This is a genomic window from Bifidobacterium dolichotidis (assembly GCF_003951975.1).
GTDB classification, from domain to species: domain Bacteria; phylum Actinomycetota; class Actinomycetes; order Actinomycetales; family Bifidobacteriaceae; genus Bifidobacterium; species Bifidobacterium dolichotidis.
In genome coordinates this window covers 59,293-83,889 of sequence record NZ_QXGM01000002.1, presented here as the reverse complement: position 1 = coordinate 83,889, position 24,597 = coordinate 59,293, and the positions used below count along the sequence as shown (strand labels likewise).

The window sequence follows — 24,597 nt, the reverse complement described above, 5'->3', positions numbered from 1 at the left end:
ATTACTCGCACTAAAGAGCTAAGGATAAAGTAATGGCACAGGACGTGCTTACGGACCTCCACCAGGTTCGCAATATCGGCATCATGGCTCACATCGATGCTGGTAAGACCACTACTACCGAGCGTATTCTGTACTACACCGGTAAGAACTACAAGATCGGCGAAACGCACGATGGCGCTTCGACGATGGACTTCATGGCTCAGGAGCAGGAGCGCGGTATTACTATTCAGTCCGCTGCTACGACCTGCTTCTGGAACCGTCAGACCCACGATGTGGACGACAAGTACCAGATCAACATCATCGATACGCCAGGCCACGTGGACTTCACGGCTGAGGTCGAGCGTTCGCTGCGTGTGCTTGATGGCGCTGTCGCAGTGTTCGATGGTAAGGAAGGCGTGGAGCCACAGTCTGAGACCGTGTGGCGCCAGGCTGATAAGTACGGCGTTCCACGTATCTGCTTCATCAACAAGATGGATAAGCTCGGCGCTGACTTCTACTACTCGGTCGACACGATCAAGCAGAAGCTCGGTGCAACGCCACTCGTCGTCCAGCTGCCAATCGGCGCTGAGAACGAGTTCGCTGGCGTTGTGGATCTGATCCGCATGAAGGCATACGTCTGGAACGACGTCAAGGACGATATGGGTGCTCACTACGACACCGTCGAGATCCCAGAGGATCTCAAGGATCGTGCTGAGGAGTACCGTTCGCAGCTGCTTGATCAGGTTGCAGAATCTGACGAAGAGCTGCTCGAGAAGTACCTCGAGTCCGGTGAACTGACTGAGAACGAGATCCGCAACGGTATCCGTACTCTGACGATCACCCGCCAGGCATACCCAGTTCTGTGCGGTTCGGCATTCAAGGATAAGGGTGTTCAGCCAATGCTGGATGCTGTTGTCGATTACCTGCCATCCCCAGAGGACGTGCCTTCGATCAAGGGCTTCGACCCATCTGATGAGTCGATCGAAATCGATCGTAAGCCAACTATGGATGATCCATTCTCGGCACTCGTCTTCAAGATCTCGACCCACCCATTCTATGGCAAGCTCGTGTTCGTGCGCGTTTACTCCGGCGCTGTCAAGCCAGGCGACAACGTGCTCGATTCCACGAAGGGCAAGAAGGAACGCGTCGGCAAGATCTTCCAGATGCACGCTGACAAGGAGAACCCAGTCGAGTCCGCTGAAGCCGGCAACATCTACACGTTCGTCGGTCTGAAGAACGTGACCACGGGTGACACGCTGTGCGACGAAAAGCACCCAATCTCGCTTGAGTCCATGACGTTCCCAGATCCTGTGATCGAGGTGGCTGTGGAGCCAAAGACCAAGGCTGATCAGGAGAAGATGAGCCTTGCACTGGCTAAGCTGTCCGACGAGGATCCAACGTTCCAGGTCAAGACCGATGAAGAGTCCGGCCAGACGCTGATCTCCGGCATGGGCGAGCTGCAGCTCGACATCATCGTTGACCGTATGCGCCGTGAGTTCAAGGTGGATTGCAACGTTGGTAAGCCACAGGTGGCATACCGCGAGACGATCCGCAAGGCCGTCATGGGTCAGGAATACACGCACAAGAAGCAGACCGGTGGTTCCGGCCAGTTCGCAAAGGTTCTCATGAACTTCGAGCCACTCGATACCGAGGACGGCGAAGTTTACGAGTTCGCAAACGAGGTCACCGGCGGCCACATCACGAAGGAATTCATCCCTTCGATCGATGCTGGTGTGCAGGAAGCAATGGAATCCGGTATTCTCGCAGGCTTCCCTGTGGTTGGCGTCAAGGCTACCGTCGTCGACGGTCAGGTCCACGATGTCGATTCCTCGGAAATGGCCTTCAAGATCGCTGGCTCCATGGCCTTCAAGGAGGCTGCTCCAAAGGCAAAGCCTGTTATCCTCGAGCCAATCATGGCTGTCGAGGTCCGTACTCCAGAAGAGTACATGGGCGATGTCATGGGCGACCTCAACTCCCGCCGTGGTTCCATCCAGTCGATGAACGACGCTACCGGCGTTAAGGTCATCGACGCTAAGGTCCCACTGAGCGAAATGTTCGGCTACATTGGCGATCTGCGTTCCAAGACTCAGGGTCGTGCAATGTTCACGATGCAGATGGATTCCTACGCAGAGGTTCCAAAGGCAGTGGCCGACGAGATCATCAAGGCTCAGCGCGGCGAGTGATCACGTGCGTCGCCCCGCATAAGCCCTTTAGTCGGGGGTTTATGTGAATGTGTCTTCACAGACACATAGATGAAGTAGACAACGTCTCCAGTCAGCGCTACTATTCTGAAGCGCTGACTGGGTTCGGGCTCTTCAAGTGGCGACAACCCAGAAACCCAGTAATTATGTAGCAATAGCTTCAGGACTGCGCAAGCAGCGACGAAGCTCCAACTACACGAGAAACGTCCAGGAGGACAGAAACACATGGCAAAGGAAAAGTACGAGCGTACTAAGCCGCACGTTAACATTGGTACCATCGGCCACGTCGATCACGGTAAGACGACCCTGACCGCAGCCATCTCCAAGGTGCTCCACGAGGAATACCCTGACATCAACCCTGCATACGACTTCAACCAGATCGATGCCGCTCCAGAAGAGCAGCAGCGTGGTATCACGATCAACATTGCTCACATCGAGTACCAGACCGAGAAGCGTCACTACGCACACGTCGACTGCCCAGGCCACGCCGACTTCGTGAAGAACATGATCACCGGTGCTGCACAGATGGATGGCGCTATCCTCGTTGTGGCTGCTACCGACGGTCCTATGGCTCAGACCCGCGAGCACGTTCTGCTCGCTCGTCAGGTGGGCGTTCCAAAGATCCTCGTCGCTCTGAACAAGTGCGATATGGTCGAGGATGAGGAGCTCATCGAGCTCGTCGAAGAAGAGGTCCGCGACCTCCTCGACGAGAACGGCTTCGATCGTGACTGCCCAGTCGTGCACACTTCCGCTTACGGCGCTCTGCACGATGACGCTCCAGATCACGAGAAGTGGGTTGAGTCCGTCAAGGAACTCATGAACTACGTTGATGAGTACATCCCAACCCCAACGCACGATCTCGACAAGCCATTCTTGATGCCAATCGAGGATGTCTTCACGATCTCCGGTCGTGGTACGGTTGTCACCGGCCGTGTTGAGCGTGGCCGTCTGCCTATCAACACCGCTGTGGAAATCGTTGGTATTCGTCCAACCCAGTCCACCACCGTCACCTCCATCGAGACCTTCCACAAGCAGATGGATGAGTGCGAGGCTGGCGATAACACCGGTCTGCTGCTCCGCGGTCTTGGCCGTACGGATGTCGAGCGTGGCCAGGTCGTCGCAGCTCCAGGCTCCGTGACGCCTCACACCAAGTTCGAAGGCGAAGTCTACGTCCTGACGAAGGACGAAGGCGGCCGTCACTCGCCATTCTTCTCGAACTACCGTCCACAGTTCTACTTCCGCACCACCGACGTCACCGGCGTTATCACGCTGCCAGAAGGCGTCGAGATGGTCCAGCCTGGCGATCACGCAACCTTCTCGGTTGAGCTGATCCAGCCAATCGCTATGGAAGAGGGCCTGACCTTCGCAGTCCGCGAGGGTGGCCACACCGTCGGCTCGGGCCGTGTCACCAAGATCATTGCCTGATTTCATTCAGACAAGTCTGACACGCTAGAGTAGCGCTGTACAAAAGCTCCTGAACCCGTTTGGGTTTGGGAGCTTTTTGTTGTTCTACCGAACCGTTTCGAGATCTGGTTTTGAGATCTGTTCATTTGACCTGAATTGCTGATTCGATTCAGGTTTCGTTCTGTTCTGCTGCTGTTTTCTTGTAATACTCTTGATTTCTGAAAAGTGCCTCTTTCGCACTTCAATATTCCATAGGTTGATTGCTCTCTGATAAGAGTCTTGTGCGAGCCGAGTTGGTTTTATTAGAGTGAGTGGTAGCTGTTTATTACAGCGGCATTATTTCCAACGATGGAAATACATACAATGCATAACCACAACGCAGACGATAGCAAAGGAGCATCGCCACATGGTATATCGTATGATTTTTAACCAGACTGCATATTTCGGCAGGGGAGCGATTCAAAAAATTGCTGATGAAGCGCTGTCCCGAGGCTTTACCAAAGCATTTATTGTGACCGATCCAGTACTTGTTGAGAACGGCACCGTGAATCGTGTGACCGATGTACTTGATGCAGCTGGCATTCCATACACGATTTACGACGACGTTCAGCCAAACCCACCGGTGGAAAATATTCAGCATGGTGTTGAAGAGTTCAAGGCCTCTGGTGCTGATTTCTTAATTGGTCTTGGCGGCGGTAGCCCACAGGATACGTGCAAGGGTATTGGCATTATTGTGGCCAATCCTGAGTTTGCAGACGTATTATCGCTCGAAGGCGTAGCTGATACGAAGCATCCAAGCGTGCCAATTTTCGGTGTACCAACCACGGCTGGAACCGCATCGGAGACCACGATTAATTATGTGGTGACTGATACGGCAAATAAGCGCAAGTTCGTAGCCGTTGATCCACATGATATTCCAGTAGTAGCGTTTGTTGATCCAGATCTGACCGATAGCATGCCACGCAGCCTGAAGGTGGCTACGGGTCTGGATGCGTTAACACATGCTATTGAAAGTGTGATTACACCAGGCGCATGGAGTCTTTCTGATGCGTTGTCAATGCAGACCATTCGCATGATTGCACAGAACCTCGCGAAAAGCGTGGAAGGTGATAAAGATGCAGGTGAGCAGATGGCATATGCTTCGTACATTACGGGTATGAGCTATTCCAATGTGGGTCTTGGTCTGGTACATGGTATGGCTCATCCATTGGGTGGCCAGCTTGGTGTGGCTCATGGTGTTGCGAACGGTATTCTGCTTGCTCCTGTTATGGAATTCAATAAGGATTATAGCGGTGAGAAGTATCGCGATATTGCCGATGCGTTTGGTGTAGCTGATGCATATACGGGTGATCTGGAACATGTTCGCGACGAAGCCGTTGCAGCAGTAGCTCAGCTGACACGAAATCTTGGCAATCCAACGAAGATTAGCGAAGTTGGTGCAACAGAAAGCGATCTGCCAGCACTTGCTCATGATGCATTCCATGATGTCTGCACACCGGGAAATCCGCGTCAAGCCACTGAAGAAGAAATCTTCGAACTGTATAAATCATTGATGTAGTACACAGACTGTAATGGCATACGGCGTAAGAGCCTTGAAAGTGAATTCTTCTAGAAGTGGATTGGTTTTTAAGGCTCTTGCGGTGACGATGACCATGCAGCATACTGTGCAAACTCATTGCACCCCAATTCTGATACAGCATTGGGGTGCATTGTTATTGATACTTACGTTGAGAATTCTAAACCCCCTACACGGTAGATAATCCGTGCAATAGTGCCATTTATCCCGTATTGCGGTTTTCTTGGGAGTAGCACAATCGAGAGCTGTTATCATGGCGAGCAATCTACTGACAAAGGAGTAGTATGACCAACTATTTTGATCTGAGCGGACAGACCGCTATCGTTACTGGTTGCTCGACCGGTCTTGGCGTGCAAATGGCTAACGCACTCGCTTCGCAGGGCGCCAATATTGTGGCACTCGCACGTCGTAAGCAACTGATTGATGAAGTAGCAGCAGACATCGCAAGCAAGCATAATGTTAAGGCGATTGGTGTTGCTTGCGATATCACCGATACTGCAGCAGTTGAAGCAGCAGTACAGACCGTGATGGATGAATTCGGTCGCATTGACATTCTGATTAACAATGCAGGCACTGGCGCTGTTGCACCAGCAGAAGATATTACCGATGCACAGTTCGAAAACGAGATGCAAATTGATCTGTTCGGTACCTTCCGTATGGCACGTGAAGTGGCTAAGCAGGCCATGATTCCTGTAGGCTATGGTCGTATTATTAACATCGCTTCGATGTATGGCTTGGTGGGTAATAAGATCGCTCCAGCATCGCCATACCATGCAGCCAAGGGTGGTGTCGTTAATCTGACGCGTGCTCTGGCTTCGGAATGGGGCGACAAGGGTATTACGGTGAACGCTATCTGCCCAGGTTATTTCTACACGCCATTGACGCAGGAAACACTGGATTCTGACTTCTTCCAGCAGTATGCGAAGCAGATGATTCCTGAAGCTCGCTATGGCAAAGAAGGCGAACTCGATTCGGCAGCAATTTTCCTTGCAGCACCTGCAAGCACCTATGTGAACGGTGTTATTCTGCCAGTTGATGGTGGCTACACGGCCATGTAATAAACGTGAGTAGTACTACAGATTCGGTCAGATAACGATTCGTGTGGTACTACAGAAAATCCCTCCAGTTCTTACTGATTAACCAGTACAGAAGTGGAGGGATTTGTTTATAGAACAGTGTGATTAATACGTAGCAAGCACACGAGCTTTCACTGCATGCTTAGCAATACTGTGGTCAATCGCCATCAGTACATAGCCCAAAACAATGAAACCGACCAACAGCACGCCAATCCATGTCAGGATGCCATTGACTCCTTGCTGCGAAGGGTCAAGGAAGAAATACGGAAATAAATTTTGAGCAGACGGGAACAGTGCTGCACGGATAAAGACGAATGCCACATAGGCGAGTGGGAATACCGCGGAAATAAGCGGGGTAGCCCACGTGACGGCGCCGTGGCGGAAGAACAGCAGCCAGTCGAGCGTGAACAGAATAGGTAGTACCGTGTGGAACAGGATGCTCGTGACTTCGTAGTTACTCATCGGATCGCGATCGGGTGCGCCAGCGAGAATGAAGTTGTAGACGAGGCCCGTCAACAAAATGGCGACAACGCAAATGAATTTGAACTTCGGTGAGAAGGTGACGTAACCGTCGGATTTACTACGAGCCGTGCGCACCAGCTCCACGAACATAACGATCAAGCATAAGTAGTTCGAAAGATTCGTGAAATACGTGTAGAACGTGGCATCGAATGAAGCTTTGTAGAGGCCGAGGCTGCCGAGTGTGGCAATAATTCCCAGCGATACATAAGCACTTTGCACAATAAGCTGTGCAGTGCGGCTCGTGGACATAAGAGTCCTTTCTTGAGTGGATGTTTCGTTCGTCATCGTACGGGGTCGGTATGGGTGCTGCATTGGAGCTTCATACAAAAATCGTGTGTGGTTGTTGGATAAGCTGTCAGTTTTGTGTATTTGCACGATTCGAAAGTCATAACGGGGTTACATGCCGCAGTGCACTACTTAGTTGTGCTGCAGCGATAATATGGCCTCGAGTTCATGAGAGAGATATTCAAAATCTCTTTGCGCAACGGAGCGCATTTCATGGTTAAGAGAGGAAAAGTATGAGTACTACTAATCCTAATGAGGAACAACCTGAACTGAACAGTTCTGAGCCATCTCAGGTCGACAACAATGTGCAGCAAACAACGCCGCTGCCACCAGTTACTGAACAGCAAACACAGGTGCAACAACCATCGCAACCGACTATGCCAATGCAGCCGCAACTGCAGCAGCAGCCAACGGTGCAGCAGCCGGTACCTCAGCAAGCAATGCCTCAGCCGACACAAGTGCAGCAACCGTCAGTTACACAGCAGCCTTCAGTTACACAGCAACCGTCAGTCCAACAAACTATGGGACAACAACCTGCAAACCAGCAGACACCAGCATCGACGATGCCGAATGTAACGCAGCCTGTTCAGCCTGATATGAACGCTTATGCACAGCAGAATATGCCGCAGATGCAACAGCCTGAGCATCCAAGTAAAAACAAGGCACTGCTGAAGCAACTTCTGAAAATATGGCAAACCTATGTAGCCCTTGTGGTTGCTTTAGCCCTTGGTATTGCTTGCGGTTACGGAATCGGATGGGAAGCTAAGTCGAGGAGTGATGAGCGGGCACTCGACTCGTTGTCACAGCAATTGAATAAATACCTGCAGGGCTATGGATCAGATCAAGGTGAGGATTCTGATAGTGATAGCTCGGGCCAGTCTGATGATCAGCAGCAGGATGATGCCTCGCATAATGAGGTGGATGGTCTGAATAAAACAGCTGTTTCCGGGTCTATCTCTATGAAGGTCTTGAAGGCCGGTGATGAGCCAACCATCAAGTTTGAAGGCGAATGGGATATGAATGCTGGTGGCAACACGTACGTTGATAAGCAGCCTGATCCAGGTACGAAGTACTGGGTTGCTCAAGTTGAGGTCAAGAATGATTCTAAGGCCTCGATCGATATCACTTGCAGTTTGCCGTACACGATTCATGCACTGAATGCAAAGAATCAGCAGTTCGATCCAATTGATGATCTCTACAAGGTTGAAGGTAACCCAGAATGCAATGCTGGGTTGCAGCCAGGAATGAGCACAACGGTGACATACCCATTCCAAATTCCTGATTCCACGGAGATTATTGCACTTGAATTCCAAGACACTACATATCTGGAACAAGGCGGCGATCGATCTGATTCAGCATGGATCATCCTGAAAGAGGGATATCACGTGTCCTCTGAGTGATGCGTAACCGGTAGAAGCTATCATCGCTCTGATATGAGCGGAAGTAAGCGGCGTTACCTCTGGTGCGATTTTACTTCCGCTTATTTCTTTATATCCGCTTTCTTTATATCCGCTTATTTCTGTTTATTTCTTAAGTGGATACTTGATGGCGTTCTTCTTGAGCTTGTTGGCGATAATCGTTGGAATATCGGCATCAATGGAGTCGGCAAACTGCATGCAATAAATGATGACGTCAGCCAGCTCGTCGAGCATTTCTTGGCGCTTAGCTTCGTTATCGGTGTGCTCACCAGTCCACTGGAACAGCTCGAGCAGCTCAGCAGCTTCAAGATTAATAGAGATGGCGAGATCCTTTGGATTATGAAAAGGCTTCCAGTTGCGGTCGTCCCTGAACTTGCGAACTTGTGCGTATGCTTCATTGAAATCCATGGCTGCCATATTACTTCTCCTTCGGCTAAGGCTCAGTGAATTCTATGGATGAGCTCATTAGATAGAGGCCAGTGAACTTGACGACGTAGTGATCAGCTTGTTGATGAACAAGACTGATTGGCTTGAGGAGGTCTGGCATGAAGATTGTGATGCTGCAGGATATTAATGCGCAACCTGCATTCATTGAGCAGCAGCGTGCAAAGTTAGCAGCGCAAGGGCATACGCTGACTATTGCCTATGACGAGAGCGGTGTGGTATCGCAGAATGCGCTCGCCGATGCCTTGCGTGAGGCTGATGCTGCAATTGTGGCCAATATGGATGTTCCAGCTGCTGCCGTTGAACAGGCTCAACAGCTGAAGTTTATTGATGTGGCCTTCACTGGCGTAGACCGTATTCCCATGGACGTGTGTAACAAGCGTGGCATTGTGGTGTCTAATGCAGCAGGGTATGCAACACAATCAGTCGTGGAATTAGTGCTGGAGAATGCGCTATCCATGTTGCGTCATGTTGATGAGGAACAACAACGCGTGCGCAGCGGCCAGACCGCAAACCCACAAATGGGCCATACGGTGAGCGGCAAGACTGTGGGAATTATTGGTGCTGGTCATATTGGTAGGGCAGTGGCCCATATGTTCAAAGCACTGGGCTGCCACGTGCTTGCATTTAATCATTCTGCTGTGCAATGCGCTGATATCGATGAGCAAGTAGATCTTGATGAACTGCTGCGCCGCTCTGATATTGTGACAATTCATTTACCATTAACTGAGCAGACGATGGGACTTATTGATGCCAGTAAGCTTGCTCTGATGAAGCCAACTGCAGTGTTGATTAATGCTGCACGCGGCCCAATTGTGAATACGCAGGATCTTGCAGCAGCTTTACGTACTGGCACGATTGCGCAGGCTGCTGTGGATGTATTCGATGAAGAGCCGCCACTGTCTGCCGATAATCCATTACTGCATGCTCCTCATACATTGCTCACGCCACATATTGGGTATCGCACCGCAGAAGCTATGACGATTCGCGCACAGATTGCGTTTGATAATCTTCAAGCTTGGCTGGCGGGCCAGCCTCAGCATGTGTGCCATTAAGCCATGCGCTACTGGGCAGCTTGGAAATTGACGTCTGAGGATTGGAATAGTTACCTATTTCTTCAAGCGATGTCGATTAAGCTGTAAAGCCATCCATACGTACTGGCATAATGGCTAAGGCTCGTTTTATAGCTTTGTCGGAGAGCTGGCGATGTGCTGGCCCGCCGAACGAATAGACAATCGGAATAGGTGAAGAACATTGGCACAGACCACTAACGACATCAAGAATGGTTCCGTCCTCAACCTCGACGGCCAGCTTTGGCAGGTCCTGAAGTTCCAGCACGTCAAGCCAGGCAAGGGCCCTGCTTTCGTGCGTACGACGATTAAGAACGTGCTGTCGGGCAAGATCGTTGATAAGACGTTCAACGCCGGTATGAAGATGGAGTTCGAGACCGTCGACAACCGTACGCTGCAGTACTCCTACGACGATGGCGACAACTACGTGTTCATGGATATGACCACCTACGATCAGATCATGATCCCTAAGACGCTCGTTGGCGATCAGTCGAAGTACCTGCTCGAAGGCACCGACTGCATCGTGTCCTTCCACGACGGCCAGCCACTGTCCGTCGAGCTGCCAGCATCCGTCGTGCTGACCGTGACGCACACGGAGCCAGGCCTGCAGGGCAACCGTTCGAACGCTGGTACGAAGCCAGCAACCGTGGAGACCGGCGCTGAGATCCAGGTCCCACTGTTCATCTCCGAAGGTGAAAAGGTTAAGATCAGCACCGAAGACGGCTCCTACCTGGGTCGCGAGAACTGATCGTAGCTGCGCAACTACGCAACTAGTAAATTCTGTTGAGGCCGCGAACTAAGTACAAGAACTTTGGTTCGCGGCCTTGATAGACCGCAGCGCAGTCATCAAGCGTTGCATTGTATTGACGAGTTGTTGAAGAGAGGGAAGCACCCCAACATGTCACGGTCACGCTCCACAGCACGTAAGAGGGCTCTGAACACACTGTACGAAGCAGACGAAAAGGGTCAGGATATTCGTTCGCTGCTTCAGGAACGCATTGCTGAGCCAGGCGCTCAGACTCCACTGCCTGAATACGCTATTCAAATCGTTGAAGGTGTGGCAGAACATCGTAAAGAAATCGATCATTTGCTCAATGACCATTCCACAGGGTGGAAGGTTTGGCGCATGCATGTGATCGACCGTAATATTCTTCGTATCGCGGCATGGGAAATCATGTACAACGATGATGTCCCAGATAAGGTTGCGATTGACGAGGCTTTGAGTCTTGCCAAGACCCTGTGCGATGAAGAAGCTCCATCCTTCATCCACGGTCTGCTGAGCGCAATTAGCGCTGACAAAGCAAAGGATGCAGAAGCTGCATCCGAAGCAGAAAGCGCAGCTGAAACCAACGCGTGAATGAGTTGATTATGGCTCGTTAATACGCCAGACACAGCCTCGCAACTGTGGGTCACCAATCCACGACTCTCAGAGCGGCCGCCAACCTGCATAAAGGGATTGACAACCGACGAATGGGGGTTTGGAGTGAGCCAGATCGATTTGGATCTCACGTATGACCTTGATGATGCCGTCCTCGTATTAGAGGACGGCCAAATTTATATTGGCAGACCTTTTGGTGCAACCGGATCTACGACTGCAGAAATCGTATTTACTACCGGTATGACGGGCTACCAAGAAACATTGACGGACCCGAGTTATGACCGACAGATAGTGGTGCAAACTTTCCCACATATTGGCGATACGGGCGTTAACGATGAAGATAACGAATCGAGCCGCATATGGGTTGCAGGGTATGTGGTTCGAGATCCAAGTCCAACGGTCAGTAACTGGCGAGCCACAGGCTCATTAGATGATGCGCTTATTCAGCAACAGATTGTTGGCATTTCCGATATTGATACGCGTAGCCTTGTGCGTCATTTGCGCACCGCGGGCGTGATGCGTGCTGGCATTTTCTCTGGTGCTGCTTTACGAGCAGAGCACGCACAGGAAGGCCAGAACACAGGCATTGGCCCAGCTGCAGCAGCAAACGACACTGTTGCACTGAAAACTGTTGATGAACTGCTAGAAGAGGTACGTGCTACAGCACCAATGCAGGGTATGCGCCTCTATGACGAAGTCAGCACCAACGAAGCCTATGTTGTTGAACCAACAGGCGCGTATGCAGGCCAAGAACCGCGCTACACCGTAGCAGCAATTGATCTGGGCATTAAGGGCATGACGCCACATCGTATGGCAGAGCGCGGTGCTCGCGTCCATGTACTGCCATCGACGACCACACTGGAACAGATTCAAGCGTTGCACCCTGATGGTGTGTTCTTCTCCAATGGTCCAGGTGACCCTGAGCAGGCACCGCAAATGATTGAGCTGCTACGTCAAGTACTCGAAGCAGGACTGCCATTCTTCGGCATTTGCTTCGGTAATCAGCTGCTCGGCCGTGCACTTGGCTTTGGCACATATAAGCTCAAGTTCGGCCACCGCGGCGTCAACCAGCCAGTGATGGACGTCACTACAGGCAAAGTCGAAATCACTGCACAGAACCATGGCTTCGCAGTGGACGCCCCAATCGGCAGCATTGTGGAAACTCCATATAACGATGGCCAATTCGGCAAAGCATTCGTATCTCATGTAGGCCTGAACGATGATGTTGTTGAAGGTCTGCAATGCATTGACATCCCAGCATTCTCGGTGCAGTACCATCCAGAAGCCGCAGCAGGACCGCACGATGCAGCCTATCTGTTCGACCGATTTATGGACATGATGGCTTCGCAGCAGCCAGTTCCAGCACCAGCTTCAGTCAGCTACACCTCTTCGATGAATACGTCATCCGCAACTGCAACCAAGGAGGCTTCGGCACATGCCTAAGCGCAACGACATTACGTCAGTTATGGTTATTGGCTCTGGTCCAATCGTTATTGGCCAGGCAGCAGAGTTCGATTATTCGGGCACACAGGCATGCCGAGTGCTGCGAGATGAAGGTATTCGCGTTATCCTCGTCAACTCGAATCCAGCCACGATTATGACTGATCCAGAAATGGCCGATGCCACATACATTGAGCCAATTGAAGTGCCCATTCTGGAACAGATTATTGCTAAAGAACGTCCTGATGCAATTCTGCCAACGCTGGGCGGTCAGACAGCATTGAATGCTGCTGTAGCACTGGGCGAGGCAGGCATCCTCGATAAATACAATGTGGAACTCATTGGTGCCTCACTCGAAGCTATTGATCGTGGCGAAGACCGCGAATCCTTCAAGAAAGTTGTAGAAGCAGCAGGTGCCGAATCAGCTCGTTCTGATATTGCACATACGCTGGAAGAAGCCGATGCTATTGCAGCAGAATTCGGGTTCCCACTCGTAGTACGCCCAAGCTTCACGATGGGCGGTCTTGGCTCCGGTATTGCCCACAACACCGAAGAACTCCACCGCATTGCAGGAGCAGGCATTCACTATTCACCAACCGACGAAGTGCTTATTGAAGAAGGCATAGAAGGTTGGAAAGAATACGAGCTCGAGCTTATGCGCGACCGCAACGATAATGTGGTCGTCATCTGCCCAATCGAAAACGTTGATCCAGTAGGCGTGCATACGGGCGACTCCATTACCGTTGCACCAGTGTTCACGCTGACTGATCGCGAATATCAGAAGCTGCGTGACATTGGCATTGCCATTATTCGCGGCGTAGGCGTTGATACCGGTGGTTGCAATATTCAGTTCGCCGTGCATCCAGAAACCGGCCGCATCATTGTCATTGAGATGAACCCACGTGTTTCGCGCTCCTCGGCATTGGCATCCAAAGCAACTGGTTTCCCAATTGCCAAAATTGCAACGAAGCTTGCTCTGGGTTACACGCTCGATGAGATTCGTAACGATATTACGCAGTCCACGCCAGCCAGCTTTGAGCCAACGATTGACTACGTGGTCACGAAGGTGCCAAGGTTTGCATTCGAAAAGTTCCCTGGCGCTGACCCAACGCTGACAACATCCATGAAGTCAGTAGGCGAGGCCATGGCCCTTGCTGGTAACTTCCAAGAATCACTGGGCAAGGCCATGCGCTCCATTGACAAGCGCGATATGGGCTTCAGCTGGGATGGAGAGCGTCCATCAGCACAAGAAGTCACTGAGCTCATTACCGCGGCTCATAAGCCAACAGAACATCGCTATTTGCAGCTGATGCGAGCAATCTGGGGCGGCGCCACCGAACAGCAGATTTTTGAAGCAACGAAAATTGATCCATGGTTCATTCGCCAGCTCATGCTGATTAACAGCACGGCCATGGAAGTGCAAGAAGCAGCAACGCTGACGCGCAAGCTACTGCGCAAAGCCAAGAAAGCAGGCCTATCCGATCTGCAAATTGCTCATCTGCGCAACCTTGGTGACGAAGGTGAGAACACGATTCGCGAACTGCGCTGGACCTATGGTCTGCATCCAGTGTTCAAAACTGTGGACACATGCGCAGCTGAGTTCGATGCCGTTACGCCGTATTACTACTCGTGCTATGCCGACGAATCTGAGCTGAAAACCCGCGAACGCGAAGCCATTATTATTCTGGGCTCTGGTCCAAATCGCATTGGCCAAGGTATTGAGTTCGACTACACGTGCGTGCACGCCGTGCAGGAACTCGGCAAAGACTATGACACGATTATGGTCAACTGCAATCCAGAAACCGTGTCCACTGATTACGACATGTCAGATCGTCTCTACTTCGAGCCGCTAACGTTCGAAGACGTTATCGAGATTTACGAGGCAGAAAAGCAGCAGGGTCCAGTTAAGGGCGTTATTGTGCAGCTCGGCGGTCAAACGCCACTCTCACTTGCCGCTCGACTCAATGCCGCAGGCGTGCCAATTCTCGGTACGACGCCTGAGTCCATTGATTTGGCTGAGAACCGTGAGCTGTTCGGCGAAGTGCTGCGCAAGGAGCATATGAATGCGCCTCGATTTGGTACGGCACTGAGCCTTGAAGAAGCGCTCGAAGCTGCACACACCATTGGATATCCAGTGCTGGTGCGCCCAAGCTACGTGCTCGGCGGCCGCGGCATGGAAATTGTGTACGACAACCAGCAGCTCGAAAAGTATGTGAACCGCGCCTTGAGCGAGGCCATGGCCGATACGGTGGTTTCTGGCCGTCTGCCATCGCCTCTGCTAATTGACAAGTTCCTGCAAGACGCCATCGAAATAGACGTCGACGCACTCTATGACGGCGAAGAGCTCTACATCGGCGGCATTATGGAGCATATTGAAGAGGCCGGCGTGCACTCGGGTGATGCCGCTTGCGCACTGCCACCAAGTACGCTGTCTGACGACCAGATCCGTCGTCTGCGTGAGGGCACACGCGCCATTGCCGACGGTTGCGGCGTGCGCGGTTTGATTAATGTGCAGTATGCGTTTATGGCCAACACGTTGTACGTTATTGAGGCCAATCCTCGTGCATCTCGTACAGTGCCATTTGCATCGAAGGCAACGGGCGTAGCGCTCGCCAAGGCCGCGGCTCGCATTATGGCAGGGGAGTCAATTGCCGAGCAGCGTGAGCGTGGTCTGCTCCTGCCGAATGGTGATGGCGGCGATATTCGCCCTGGTCAGCAGGTTGCCATTAAGGAATCGGTGCTTCCGTTCAGGCGCTTCCGTACGCCAGTTGGCAAGACAGTTGACGTGCTGCTTGGTCCAGAAATGCGTTCGACGGGTGAGGTTATGGGCTTTGACCGTGACTTCCCGCACGCATTCGCCAAGAGCCAGTTGGCTGCGTATACGGGCGGTCTGCCAACGAGCGGTACGGCATTCTTGTCGATTAATGACACTGACAAGCGTCAGCTGCCATTGTTCGCAATCCGTCTCGTCGAGCTCGGCTTCAACCTCATTGCTACGGAGGGTACGGCTTCTGTACTGCGTCGTTACGGCATCGCCTGCAAGATCGTCGACAAAATCACGTCTCGCGTAGACAGCGATCTCGACGGTTCAGACACGATCGAGAAGGCCCCTGGTTCCATCGGCAAGAACGTGGTGCAGCTTATTGAAGAGGGCAAAGTTGATTTGATTTTGAACACGCCTAATTCGCGCGGCTCCCGTTCTGACGGCTACTCGATTCGTGCGGCCGCCATTGCCGCCGACCTCCCTCATTTCACTACGATGACTGAGTTCTCGGCTGTGCTGCTCGCAATTGACGCCGTGAAGGCGCAGGATTACGAGATTATGAGCATTCAGGAGCATTCTGAGCGTTTGTTTGCCTCCTGATCTGAGGTCAGTAATAATGGAGCTGGAAGGGCACGGTACGTGTCGTCCGGCTCCATTTTTTATTGATATTTTATTTTTGTGATGCTCACAGAGTATTGCACCGTTGAAGCCGAGACGGTTACGATAACAACCGGGTTGAAGAGTTAGAAGACAATAGGGCGAAAGCGGTCCATGGAAAGGAATCAGCGAAATGAACCATAAGCCCACTGCTGAGGAACTCAAAGCATTGCGCAGTGATTTTGGTTTGCGTCTGAGCAAAGCAATGGAGGAGAATGGCCCGCTGTGCATTGGTATTGATCCGCACCGTGCACTACTTGACGAATGGGGATACAACATTGATGCTGATGGTGCAGAAATGTTCTCCATGCGTATGTTGCAGGCCGCCGCAACACACACAGCAGCCGTGAAATTCCAAATGGCCATGTTCGAACGCTATGGATCCAAAGGTTTCGCAGCACTAGAACGCGTGCTGTATGCAGCTCGCCAGCTTGGCATGATCACTATTGTTGATGGTCTTCAAGGTGGATTAAGCACAACAGTGTCCGCCTTAACCGATGCTTACTTCACACCAGGTGCACCATTGTTGTGTGACGCAGTAACGCTGATGCCATATTATGGCGCTCGCTCATTAGGCGGCATTATTGATGATGCACTCAATAATGGTCGTGGTGTATTTATTGCGTCATTAACGTCGAACTCCGAAGGTGAAAGTCTACAAACTGCTATTCGCCAGTCGGGCGAGTTTAAGGGCCATACGGTGGCCTATGGCATTGCCCATACCGCGCAAAAATACAATCGCGATGTACCAGGTCTTGGCTCGGTCGGTCTGATTGTGGGAGCCACGATTGGCCAGTGGCTGCATGATTCAGGATTCTCCCCATCAAGCTTCACTGGACCAATTCTCTCGCCTGGCTATGGCTACCAAGGCGCCGATGCAAAAGATCTGACTTCGGTGTTCCGCGGCACCCAAGGAAACGTACTGGTTACGGTCTCTCGTGAAATTGCTCAGCATGGTCCAGATATTGCCAAATTACGCGCTGCGACCATTGCTGTTGCCGAAGACGTTAAGAACGCTCTGGAGAAGGCAGAAAGCGAACAAAATCAACAAAAAATTGTGAAAAAGGGCGCGCGTTATGCATCGCCATCCATCATGGCTCGTACTATGTGACGGAGAGACCTCCAGCATAGTGGACCTATGTGTGGTGAGCAGAAATAGATAAAACAGCAGAAGAAGAGGCAGAACAGATGGCAGTTGTGCAGGAACCACGCGGACGACTCATGGTACTGACGGGCCCAACAGCAGTAGGCAAGGGCACCGTGGAGGCCGCGCTGCGAGCTGCACATCCACGCGTGTGGGTGTCGGTGTCGGCAACGACTCGTGCACCACGTCCAGGTGAGATTGACGGCGTGAACTACTACTTCATGACCGAAGAGCAGTTCACGGAAGCTGAGCAGCGCGGCGAATTCCTTGAAACGGCACTCGTGCACGGCATGGCACACTACGGTACGCCACTCGAGCCAGTGGAAAAGCACCTGGCTGTTGGCATCCCAACGATTCTGGAAATCGATCTGCAGGGCGCTCGCCGTGTGAAGGAGCGCGCTGCTGAACTTGGTCTTGAAGTGCTGTATGTGTTTGTGGCTCCACCAAGCTTCGACGAACTCAAGCGCCGCCTTATCGGACGTGGTACGGAGACGCCAGAGCAGCAGGCTCGCCGTCTCGAAACGGCTAAGGTTGAACTGGCTTCTGAAGATGAGTTCGATGTGACGATCGTCAACAACACGGTGAACGAGTGTGCTGAAGAGCTGTGGAAGCTGATCGCTGACGAGTACGGCATCGAAGAGTGACTAAACATCTGCAAGATATGACGCTCGAGGAGCTCTGGCAATTATTTCCTATTGAGCTCGTCGAGCATCAGGCTGCATGGACTGTGCAATATGAGTGCATGCGCGAGCATATGGCTGCGGCACTGGAACAAGCAGATATACAGCAGGTGCGCATCCACCATATTGGCAGTACAACAGTGCCGGGCATTATGGCAAAGCCTATTGTCGATATGCTTGTAGAAGTGGCCGATGAACAGCAGCTCACAGCTGTGCAAACGGTGCTTGAACAGATGGACATGCTCACTATGTATGCCGATCAAACGCATATAGATCTCAACTATGGCTATACCGAACAGGGCTTTGCCGATCAGGTATTCCATGTGCACGTGCGATGTGCTGGTGATCACGATGAATTGTATTTTCGTGATTATTTGCTCGATCATGCCGATGTAGCCAAACAATATGAACAACTCAAAATTGCACTATGGCATCGTTTTGAACATAATCGTGATGCCTATACGAATGCAAAAACAGCGTTCGTGCGCTCGACTACAGCTGTGGCAAAGCAGGCCTATGGCCCGCGTTATGAACAATAGTCAAAATGGCTAAGGCTTTGCGGCGTACTGAAGTTTAGGTATTGAGCACAGCTGTTAAATCTCATACAAAACTCCTCCATCAAGCCGGAGCCCGATAGAGGAGTCTTTTCTCACGATGTGCGAGCTAGGAAACTGCACGTTGTTTGGAGCTATGAATTACATACAGGCAAATTATTTTTTATCCAACGTTGCTGCAGTTTTAATTTCATAGTCGGTCATACGGCGTGTTTCGGTATTCAAAATTTTGGCTCTACTCATCACATGGATTGCTGGATGGTAGTAATCCACGGAAATCTTTTTCCTAGAGACATCACTGGTGTTCAAACGAATGAATTTCTCAGTGTTGCTCAACTCGTGAACGTATTGTGGATAGTTAGCAGACTTGAAAATTGTGCCAGAGCTATAGGCTATTTGTTCATTTTGAATAGTCATATCTCCTATAGGTTGTATATGTTCGTCAAGGTATGAAGGGCTGCTCTGCACATACCAATGTGCCAGATCTGGCTGTGCCACTTCGGCGTAAATTGGGACATCAACATATACCTCAAATTGGGAATACTGGAGTCCGCCAAGGCCAAAGTAAACAGCGGCTGCATCTACTTGCCATATATAGTCTGCGCGGTTATCCCTATCGCGTATAAGCACTATTTCTATTGCTGCGCATACGCTAATCTGGCCACCGCTTGGAAACTTTTCTTGTTTAATAGAACGTGTCACATATTTAGCGTCGGTGAGGTTCTTCTTGCCGCATCCAACTGGATCATCACGAAACTTTTCGCCAGTCTGGATGGTTGCTGGAGCATCAATATCAGTTGCTGATACCACTGAAGGAAGCATGGTATTGCAGAACAATATTGCGAGGCCGGCCGCGAGTCCAGCTGTTAATCCGCGTCGTATCTTGTTCATCATAGGTCCTCTACAATATGGCTACGAAGGCGTAGCGATCGATCGTTTTGGTTCTGTTTGAGTACGCGCTGCGGTTGTGTTGCAAAATACCATTAGGCCAGAGAGCCCAACGGTTTTGTTTGAGTCCGCGTTAACCATTTGTTTAGCGGCTCTATACCTAGTATAGCAATTGATGAAGGGGTGCTGCTGCAAGTAGAGCACATCAGATGAAGAAGAATACCAATTGCTCAAACTGTGGAATTGAGGAACCTAGAGAGCACTGCCTCGTATTGCTGATACTGCATAGCAGCTCGTCTTTGGGCAGAGCATGACTATGCATGAGCTACACCATAGGCAATACGAGGCAGCATGATGATATGAAGGAAATTTGCGTGGTAAGAGGATACGGATTGTATGCATACCGTTCAAATAATAATGTGTTATACGTCTTGTGCTACGGCCTCCAAATCAAAGGTTTTCATCCATCCACTGGAGTTCTTAACAACTGATCTACTACGCACATGCAACCTTGCGTGAACATAGTCGACTGCAGTGAGTTTTCTACTAATGTCATGAGTCGTTAGACGCCAGAACTTTTCTGCTGTAGTCAGTTCATGCACAGTAACGTTATGATCTCCGGTTCTGGAAATAGGGAATGAGTTATACATAAGCTGCGGCTGCTCAATGTAGAAGTCATCGCCGCCGATAACGTGTGTTGGATTGTAGCTGCATGTATCTTGCATATACCACTGCGCTAGATCAAGACCCGGAATTGTGCGGTAAATTGGTACGTCAAGATACACTTCGAATTCGCTATATTGCAGACCGGGAACTGCTGTATAGAGCACAGCAGCATCGACTTGCCAGAAATGGTTTAAATCGTTTCCATGAGGGTCACGAACAAAACCAGGTTCTAGCGCTGCACAAACGGCAATCATGCCTCCTTCAAACTGTTTTGTAGCAAATTCGCGTATAGCTCCTTTCGAAAGGTTTTTCTTGCCGCAACCATATGGATCTCCTCGGAAATCGACTTGTACAGGAGGCATTAGGTTAGCGGCATGTGCTGTTGCTGGCAGCATGGCGCAGCAGCATATCAGTGTGAGTCCGGCTGCGAGGGCAGCTGTGAGACTATGTCTTGTGCCCTTCATATTGGCTCCTTTTAAGTTGTGACTGCATCATTGCAGCTAGTGATTGGTATTGCGTAGAGTCCGCATGAGATGAGTACAGAGCGGCTCTAATTTCAGTGTAAATTCGTTCATTCGATGATGGTTCGAGAATCGTGAGACCTACACGCAATACGCACTTGCACATTAACAATTGTTTATGTTGAGGAACAAAGTAATGCCCTCTAAACCTTGATAGAGTAAGGCTAGAGGGCATAAAAGTGTTTGACTGAGGTTGTATTACATATATGGTTCCGCATAAGTCGTATGGGTATAGGTGTGCATGGTGCCATCTGCAGCTTTCACAGTGATAGTGCTATCTATGCATAGGCGGCCACGTTCTGCATCTATACGGAACGTTTCATTACTTGCACCACCAACCCAGGCACGCCAGTAACTTTCATTTTTACCGAGGCCTAGTTCGCGAGTTGTATAGGTGCCGTATTTCGTTAACCTGAGTGATTCATACCAAGTATGACCTTTGATCACACGGAATTCTTCACCTTTGGTGTAGGACGATGGTTTCTCAGAAGTGCTGTTTTGTAAATACCAACAACCGATGGATGTTGAAGTCGTGATGCTATAGATTGGAACTTGGAGATAGATTCGTATTTTACTGTGCTGTAAACCGTCGATGTTCTTATATACGACTCCTGCGTCATAGTGCCACGTTGCTTGTCCTATCGTTGGTCCGGTTGTTTTCATTGGATGTTCGGTTGCAGCACAAAGGGACACAGTACCGCCAGCAACTGGTACCTCTATTATTCTTCGTTTTGCACTGGTATACAGTACTTTCTTGCCGCATCCGTACTTATCTTTACGGAAATACACGGCGTTTGATGCTTCTTGATCTTGTCGATGCAGAGGGGATGCTTGTGCAGGTGCGGTGATACCGCAGCACAATACGAGTAGGCTAGTTACGAAAGTAGCGCCTATAGTATGCCGTTTGGTAGTCATCATCGTCTCCTTTTACTCCATACTCACAGTGCTCTCGTAGAAATATGGTTCGGGATCAAGCTTTTTCGTTTTCTTGACTATGCGTAATTGTGCGTGTGCTGTGGCATGCTTAAGATCCACAATTGATCCTGATTGGCCTCGTTTTCCTGCGCGCAAACGCCAATACTCATAATCTTTTGGAAGACCGAAACTGTAGTCTTGTGGATTTAAATAGTTATAAATAGATGGTGACTCGAAGACCTCTTGATTCATATTGATATAAAAGAGATCACCAGCCATTTGGCGTTTTGGAGTACTGGACGGTGTATCTTGCATAAACCATTGACCTACATCATCAATGTCTCCTTCGAATTTGATAGGAGCCTCAAGAAATACCTCGAGCGTGGTGGTTTCTATGACTTGCTTGGAACTTAATATTGCTCCTGCATCAAAATGCCAGAAATAGCTGGTGAAATTATATTCCGCCTCCCATGTGAATGCAGGTTCCATAGCAATGCAAATACGAATTGGGTATCCTTCTTCACTTTGCGCTTCTGTTATGACGCGTTTAGCGCTGGCCTTGAGAATTTTTCTGCCACATCCGTAAGGGTCTTTTCTAAATTCCCCTTCGGTAACAGGTGGGCCATCGGTAACAGGTGAACTAGTAGTGTCATTCAGTGCTGTTGCTTGTGTGGGAAGCGTTGCTGTACAACACAACATGGTGAGTACTGCTGTAACAGCGGTCCATGCATATGATCTTCGCATAATATGTCCTCGACAATCATGACTGCAGCGTGCAGTTCGCGTTGTAATAGTGTTTGTATAAGGCTGAGCTCATTCTCAGCAGTGTGGTGAGTCCGCGGTTGTTTGTTGATTGCGGCTGTATCTCCAGTGTATCAAGATTGCAATGAAGACTTATGCAGGTTACGGTGAATCGATACTGGGCAGCATACAAAACGGTGGTTGTTTATCTATGCTATAAACAACCACCGCATAAATGAGTATTGCTAACAATACCGTTTAATCCTCTAACAATACTGTTTAATCCCAATCAGTATGGTATGGAGAAATGTATGGGCTTGTTACACTTACTGTTTTATTAAACGTGGAGTTAGGTATAGTGAGCGTTGCTGTAGCTTTGAACCGTTGCTCCGTGTAGCGCACACGCGTATTGTACTGTGCCGAACGTTTAGTAACGTGTAGCCTGACGAACATCGTATCTTTATCTCGTGTAGTGTGGTCAGGAATATCTACATGCCCGTCGATATTAGTCGTGTGATTATATGTATGATATATGGTTTTATCGGTATTATCGATTTTGAATCCTGCTGAAGGCCAGTCGTGGTCGAATTTGTCAAAGGTCTCTGACGCTGAATCTTGCAAACGCCAGTCACCAGTACCAGCTACCCAACGGCCTGATTTCTTTTCTAGTGGAACCTCCATATTGCTCACGAGCTGAAGAGACTCCGGCATAACTCGAAAATGGTTAACCTGATCTTCACCAATGAACTGGGCACCACTATCAACCATCCAATAATAGTAGGCATGGTACGCTCTGATATCTGTGACTACTGGTGCAATTGCTGCACAAGTGATGAGCATGCCCCTAAACTCATGCTCTTCGCCATTGTATTTATATATGCCACCGACTTCGTTGAACCCCAATTTTCGAACTGCTAGTTCATCCATGTTGTTATTACCACATCCATGGGTATCACCTAGGAAAACGGAGTCTATTGAGTTTGCAATACGCTCATACTCTGCCAAATTTTTTCCAGTTAAGAACCCTGGCGCAGAGGCCTGAACAGGCAGGGCAGACCCACAGATAAGTAGTGCTGTTCCTCCAGCTAGAGCAGCCAAAGTTATTTTCTTAGTACGTCTCATGACTATTCCTTCATTCAATTGCTTATATAATGGTCCCTCTATAAAAAATGCATATGAAGGCCATCGAATTGTTGTAATCATACTGAGTTATTTGCCAACTTTGGCGATTGCAGAGCTTGAAACCTTCTGTCCATCTTGCAAAACAACTTCGGCTGCAGTAGTAAATTGCCTGCTGTCATTGTCAATAGTCATGTGACCTGGATAGTGAAGTGTGTTTTCTAGGTATTTAAAGCCTGGGTAGAGGAGGATCGCAGACTCATATTCTGATGCTTCCCTATAAACGTTATTAGAATAAACATCCGTATAAGCGCCTTTATCAAGTTTCTTAGTTCCACTTTGTTCGCCAAAAACTCGAGGTTTAGATATATCACTTTGGAATTTTGTGGTCAGTCGGCCATGAACCCATTTACCTGAGTTGGTGTGTGCCCGCTGGAAATACTGAGTTCGAATGGCAATACGTTCTACCTCAACTGGGTTTTCTATACCCGGATTTGGTTCAAAATAAGCACCAGCATCGATTGGGAAGTATTGATATTCATAGCCGTTGGCCGTTTTGATGCTCGGCTTTGTAATTGCAGAACATACATAGAGAACGCCTACTTCTGGTATCTCCGCACTTGTTATGGTACGGCTGGCACCTTCATTTAACCATCTATGGCCACAGCCGTGATCATCCTCAAGAAAAAGGTCGTTAGACATTGATGCAGAAGATGAAGCTGTGCATATGCTGAAACATAGTAGGACTGCTGTTAGGGCAGATAGCCCAGCAATCCTCGGTTTTTTGATACGCATGAGAACCTCTCTCACTTGTCATGTATTTCAACTCGACGCCGCACAAATATAAAAAGCTCCATTGCTACTGAACGCACTTATATTTATGAAGTAAACCTTGATGGCATAAGGCTCATCAGGTTGTATCTCGATCTGTTGAGATGGCTTCAGTCTAACATATATTCACAGAATCATTACATATGTTATGGAAACTCTACCTGTACAACATGTGAAGAAAAGCGCAGCTGCATTGGTTTGTGTTAGCAGTACGTTTCCTTGCGTTTGCCTGTTCTTGGGTTTATGACGACTACAGTATGGAGTTCTTCAGATGCATACCATGTGTCTATAGAACGTTAAGATTCAGCGTACCCCCATATACTA

At 49.9% G+C, this 24,597-nt stretch carries 21 protein-coding genes; 13 read left to right on the top strand and 8 right to left on the bottom strand.

Annotated features, from left to right (window positions below; translation table 11 throughout):
• The first annotated feature begins 32 nt into the window (after nucleotides 1–32).
• From fusA to D2E26_RS04240, 4 genes are all read left to right on the top strand, one after another.
• Nucleotides 33–2,162 (top strand): elongation factor G, encoded by a 2,130-nt coding sequence (fusA, locus tag D2E26_RS04255; RefSeq protein ID WP_125963480.1) that lies wholly within the window; start codon nucleotides 33–35, stop codon nucleotides 2,160–2,162.
• Nucleotides 2,163–2,405: 243 nt separating this feature from the next.
• Entirely contained in the window at nucleotides 2,406–3,605 is a 1,200-nt protein-coding gene (gene tuf, locus D2E26_RS04250) for an elongation factor Tu (protein WP_125963479.1), read from the top strand.
• A gap of 385 nt (nucleotides 3,606–3,990) precedes the next feature.
• A complete protein-coding gene (gene fucO / locus D2E26_RS04245) occupies nucleotides 3,991–5,142 on the top strand; it encodes a lactaldehyde reductase (protein ID WP_125963478.1) in 1,152 nt (383 codons plus the stop codon).
• Nucleotides 5,143–5,444: 302 nt separating this feature from the next.
• Nucleotides 5,445–6,218, top strand: coding sequence for an SDR family oxidoreductase (locus tag D2E26_RS04240; protein WP_125963477.1), 774 nt, complete (start codon nucleotides 5,445–5,447; stop codon nucleotides 6,216–6,218).
• Nucleotides 6,219–6,341: 123 nt separating this feature from the next.
• On the opposite strand, the gene D2E26_RS04235 is transcribed toward D2E26_RS04240, so the two are convergent.
• Nucleotides 6,342–7,007, bottom strand: coding sequence for a Pr6Pr family membrane protein (locus tag D2E26_RS04235; protein WP_125963476.1), 666 nt, complete (start codon nucleotides 7,005–7,007; stop codon nucleotides 6,342–6,344).
• A gap of 269 nt (nucleotides 7,008–7,276) precedes the next feature.
• On the opposite strand from D2E26_RS04235, the gene D2E26_RS04230 reads away from it, so the two are divergent.
• Nucleotides 7,277–8,443: a DUF4352 domain-containing protein gene (locus D2E26_RS04230; RefSeq protein WP_125963475.1), complete on the top strand. Its 1,167-nt coding sequence runs from the start codon at nucleotides 7,277–7,279 to the stop codon at nucleotides 8,441–8,443.
• A gap of 123 nt (nucleotides 8,444–8,566) precedes the next feature.
• Here the strand turns inward: D2E26_RS04230 and D2E26_RS04225 are convergent, their stop codons facing one another.
• On the bottom strand, nucleotides 8,567–8,878 hold the full coding sequence (locus D2E26_RS04225) for a nucleotide pyrophosphohydrolase (RefSeq protein ID WP_241218868.1): 312 nt from the start codon (nucleotides 8,876–8,878) through the stop codon (nucleotides 8,567–8,569).
• Between the two features lie 128 nt (nucleotides 8,879–9,006).
• Here D2E26_RS04225 and D2E26_RS04220 point away from each other — a divergent pair, with 128 nt between their 5' ends.
• The 8 genes from D2E26_RS04220 to D2E26_RS04185 all read left to right on the top strand — a co-directional run bounded on the left by D2E26_RS04220 (nucleotide 9,007) and on the right by D2E26_RS04185 (nucleotide 18,577).
• The gene (locus D2E26_RS04220; protein ID WP_125963474.1) at nucleotides 9,007–9,960 is read left to right on the top strand and encodes an NAD(P)-dependent oxidoreductase; all 954 of its coding nucleotides are present in this window, start codon (nucleotides 9,007–9,009) and stop codon (nucleotides 9,958–9,960) included.
• Nucleotides 9,961–10,159: 199 nt separating this feature from the next.
• Nucleotides 10,160–10,723, top strand: a complete 564-nt coding sequence (gene efp / locus D2E26_RS04215) for an elongation factor P (RefSeq protein ID WP_125963473.1) — start codon at nucleotides 10,160–10,162, stop codon at nucleotides 10,721–10,723.
• 150 nt (nucleotides 10,724–10,873) lie between these two features.
• Nucleotides 10,874–11,332: a transcription antitermination factor NusB gene (nusB, locus tag D2E26_RS04210; protein WP_125963472.1), complete on the top strand. Its 459-nt coding sequence runs from the start codon at nucleotides 10,874–10,876 to the stop codon at nucleotides 11,330–11,332.
• Between the two features lie 126 nt (nucleotides 11,333–11,458).
• The gene (carA, locus tag D2E26_RS04205; protein WP_125963471.1) at nucleotides 11,459–12,796 is read left to right on the top strand and encodes a glutamine-hydrolyzing carbamoyl-phosphate synthase small subunit; all 1,338 of its coding nucleotides are present in this window, start codon (nucleotides 11,459–11,461) and stop codon (nucleotides 12,794–12,796) included.
• A complete protein-coding gene (gene carB / locus D2E26_RS04200; protein WP_125963470.1) occupies nucleotides 12,789–16,157 on the top strand; it encodes a carbamoyl-phosphate synthase large subunit in 3,369 nt (1,122 codons plus the stop codon). Before carA ends, carB begins: the two co-directional genes overlap by 8 nt.
• A 190-nt stretch (nucleotides 16,158–16,347) precedes the next feature.
• Nucleotides 16,348–17,325, top strand: coding sequence for an orotidine-5'-phosphate decarboxylase (gene pyrF / locus D2E26_RS04195; RefSeq protein ID WP_125963469.1), 978 nt, complete (start codon nucleotides 16,348–16,350; stop codon nucleotides 17,323–17,325).
• A gap of 77 nt (nucleotides 17,326–17,402) precedes the next feature.
• Entirely contained in the window at nucleotides 17,403–18,002 is a 600-nt protein-coding gene (gmk, locus tag D2E26_RS04190) for a guanylate kinase (RefSeq protein ID WP_125963468.1), read from the top strand.
• A complete protein-coding gene (locus D2E26_RS04185; RefSeq protein WP_125963467.1) occupies nucleotides 17,999–18,577 on the top strand; it encodes a GrpB family protein in 579 nt (192 codons plus the stop codon). Before gmk ends, D2E26_RS04185 begins: the two co-directional genes overlap by 4 nt.
• 171 nt (nucleotides 18,578–18,748) lie before the next feature.
• Here the strand turns inward: D2E26_RS04185 and D2E26_RS04180 are convergent, their stop codons facing one another.
• The 6 genes from D2E26_RS04180 to D2E26_RS04155 form a co-directional block, all read right to left on the bottom strand.
• A complete protein-coding gene (locus D2E26_RS04180; protein ID WP_125963466.1) occupies nucleotides 18,749–19,402 on the bottom strand; it encodes a hypothetical protein in 654 nt (217 codons plus the stop codon).
• Nucleotides 19,403–19,902: 500 nt separating this feature from the next.
• Nucleotides 19,903–20,610 carry a hypothetical protein gene (locus tag D2E26_RS04175; protein ID WP_125963465.1) on the bottom strand — a complete coding sequence of 236 codons (708 nt, stop codon included), beginning with the start codon at nucleotides 20,608–20,610 and terminating at the stop codon, nucleotides 19,903–19,905.
• Nucleotides 20,611–20,865: 255 nt separating this feature from the next.
• A complete protein-coding gene (locus tag D2E26_RS04170; RefSeq protein ID WP_164515871.1) occupies nucleotides 20,866–21,582 on the bottom strand; it encodes a hypothetical protein in 717 nt (238 codons plus the stop codon).
• Nucleotides 21,583–21,594: 12 nt separating this feature from the next.
• On the bottom strand, nucleotides 21,595–22,326 hold the full coding sequence (locus tag D2E26_RS04165; RefSeq protein WP_125963463.1) for a hypothetical protein: 732 nt from the start codon (nucleotides 22,324–22,326) through the stop codon (nucleotides 21,595–21,597).
• Nucleotides 22,327–22,602: 276 nt separating this feature from the next.
• Nucleotides 22,603–23,445 carry a hypothetical protein gene (locus D2E26_RS04160; RefSeq protein WP_125963462.1) on the bottom strand — a complete coding sequence of 281 codons (843 nt, stop codon included), beginning with the start codon at nucleotides 23,443–23,445 and terminating at the stop codon, nucleotides 22,603–22,605.
• 87 nt (nucleotides 23,446–23,532) lie between these two features.
• The gene (locus tag D2E26_RS04155) at nucleotides 23,533–24,144 is read right to left on the bottom strand and encodes a hypothetical protein (protein ID WP_125963461.1); all 612 of its coding nucleotides are present in this window, start codon (nucleotides 24,142–24,144) and stop codon (nucleotides 23,533–23,535) included.
• Between the last annotated feature and the right edge of the window lie 453 nt (nucleotides 24,145–24,597).

Bases quoted from the DNA above. Each gene is read 5' to 3' on its own strand.
- tuf (WP_125963479.1), top strand. From the start codon at position 2,406: ATGGCAAAGGAAAAGTACGAGCGTACTAAGCCGCACGTTAACATTGGT.
- D2E26_RS04170 (WP_164515871.1), bottom strand. From the start codon at position 21,582: ATGACTACCAAACGGCATACTATAGGCGCTACTTTCGTAACTAGCCTA.
- D2E26_RS04165 (WP_125963463.1), bottom strand. From the start codon at position 22,326: ATGCGAAGATCATATGCATGGACCGCTGTTACAGCAGTACTCACCATG.
- fusA (WP_125963480.1), top strand. From the start codon at position 33: ATGGCACAGGACGTGCTTACGGACCTCCACCAGGTTCGCAATATCGGC.
- D2E26_RS04235 (WP_125963476.1), bottom strand. From the start codon at position 7,007: ATGTCCACGAGCCGCACTGCACAGCTTATTGTGCAAAGTGCTTATGTA.
- nusB (WP_125963472.1), top strand. From the start codon at position 10,874: ATGTCACGGTCACGCTCCACAGCACGTAAGAGGGCTCTGAACACACTG.
- D2E26_RS04225 (WP_241218868.1), bottom strand. From the start codon at position 8,878: ATGGCAGCCATGGATTTCAATGAAGCATACGCACAAGTTCGCAAGTTC.
- gmk (WP_125963468.1), top strand. From the start codon at position 17,403: ATGGCAGTTGTGCAGGAACCACGCGGACGACTCATGGTACTGACGGGC.
- pyrF (WP_125963469.1), top strand. From the start codon at position 16,348: ATGAACCATAAGCCCACTGCTGAGGAACTCAAAGCATTGCGCAGTGAT.
- D2E26_RS04155 (WP_125963461.1), bottom strand. From the start codon at position 24,144: ATGTCTAACGACCTTTTTCTTGAGGATGATCACGGCTGTGGCCATAGA.
- D2E26_RS04220 (WP_125963474.1), top strand. From the start codon at position 9,007: ATGAAGATTGTGATGCTGCAGGATATTAATGCGCAACCTGCATTCATT.
- carB (WP_125963470.1), top strand. From the start codon at position 12,789: ATGCCTAAGCGCAACGACATTACGTCAGTTATGGTTATTGGCTCTGGT.
- D2E26_RS04230 (WP_125963475.1), top strand. From the start codon at position 7,277: ATGAGTACTACTAATCCTAATGAGGAACAACCTGAACTGAACAGTTCT.
- D2E26_RS04240 (WP_125963477.1), top strand. From the start codon at position 5,445: ATGACCAACTATTTTGATCTGAGCGGACAGACCGCTATCGTTACTGGT.
- fucO (WP_125963478.1), top strand. From the start codon at position 3,991: ATGGTATATCGTATGATTTTTAACCAGACTGCATATTTCGGCAGGGGA.
- D2E26_RS04160 (WP_125963462.1), bottom strand. From the start codon at position 23,445: ATGAGACGTACTAAGAAAATAACTTTGGCTGCTCTAGCTGGAGGAACA.
- D2E26_RS04175 (WP_125963465.1), bottom strand. From the start codon at position 20,610: ATGAAGGGCACAAGACATAGTCTCACAGCTGCCCTCGCAGCCGGACTC.